The 1,074-nt window shown below is 69.1% G+C and carries 2 protein-coding genes; both read right to left on the bottom strand.

Features of this window, described 5'->3' with window-relative positions; translation table 11 throughout:
• Nucleotides 1-7: 7 nt before the first annotated feature.
• Nucleotides 8-844, bottom strand: coding sequence for an IS630 family transposase (locus FNT36_RS25270; protein ID WP_125433834.1), 837 nt, complete (start codon nt 842-844; stop codon nt 8-10).
• Nucleotides 745-1,023 carry a helix-turn-helix domain-containing protein gene (locus tag FNT36_RS25275; protein WP_089334549.1) on the bottom strand — a complete coding sequence of 93 codons (279 nt, stop codon included), beginning with the start codon at nt 1,021-1,023 and terminating at the stop codon, nt 745-747. Before FNT36_RS25275 ends, FNT36_RS25270 begins: the two co-directional genes overlap by 100 nt.
• Nucleotides 1,024-1,074: the final 51 nt, after the last annotated feature.

The following is a 1,074-nucleotide window of genomic DNA, read 5'->3' on the forward strand; positions in this document are numbered from 1 at the left end:
TAAGTGGTCAGCTAAAAGTAACCGTATACTCAGTTCCGACTCTGGGCATGAGGTAGTCGAGCTTGTCGCGTAGGGTTTGCTCGGTGCGATAGTCGTCCGGGGTGAGCCAGTAGTGCTTGCAGCGGTGCCAGAGGATTTCGATCAGGTTCAGCTCGGGGCAGTAGGCAGGCAGGAATTGTAAGCGCAAGCCGCGCGCGGCCCACACCCCGTGGCGGGCCTGCACGCAGGCGGCGCGGTGCACCGAGGCGTTGTCGAGCACGAGCACGGTCGGACCGGACAGCGCTTGGCTGTACTCGTCCAGCGCGGCCACGAATAGGTCGGCCGTCAGCGCGCCGGGCAGCACGTAGCTGGTCAGCGGCTGGCCCGGGGCCTTGGCCTGCCACAAGCCCAGCACGGTGTGGCCCCCGCCGCCGCGCTCGGCCGGCAGCGCGACCGGCGCCTGCCCGCGCACCTGCCAGGCATAGGGCACCGGCGCCAGGCGTGAGAAGCGGCACTCGTCTACGTACACGACCCGCAGCGCGCCGGCCGCTTCCAGCGCGTGCAGGGCCTGGACCTCCTGCTGAAAAAAACCGAACAGCACCGCGTCGCGCCGCGCCTTGAGACTACGCCGGGTGCGCTTCCAGCTATAGCCCGCCCGCCGCGCCAGCCGGCGCAGCGTGCCCACGCTTACGCGCACCTGCAGGTCGGCTGCCACGCGGGGCACGAGCCGGCGTAGCTGCTGGGTGGCCGACCCGAGCCAGGCGACTATTTTTTTTGCGCCGCCGGGGCCAGTTTGGGCGGCCGTCCGGCGCGCCGGCCCTCGGCTAGCCCCGCCAGGCCGGCCCGGTGCCAGGCCTGCACCCACCCGTGTACCGTCGCGTAACGCACGGCAAACAGCGCGGCCAGTTGCGGCAACGTCTGGCCCCGGTGGTGGCCCAGCACGGCCAGCGCCCGCCGCCGCATGCGCGGGTGCGGTCCGTGCTGACTGCACGCTTCCAAACACGTCACTTCTTCCGAACTCAACTCGGTGGCAGGTCGTCGCATGCCGCAAGCTACCAATTGCGCACTATACGCTTACTTCTGTATGGCTACTTA

This window comes from Hymenobacter setariae (assembly GCF_007713685.1).
In the GTDB taxonomy this organism is placed as follows: domain Bacteria; phylum Bacteroidota; class Bacteroidia; order Cytophagales; family Hymenobacteraceae; genus Hymenobacter; species Hymenobacter setariae.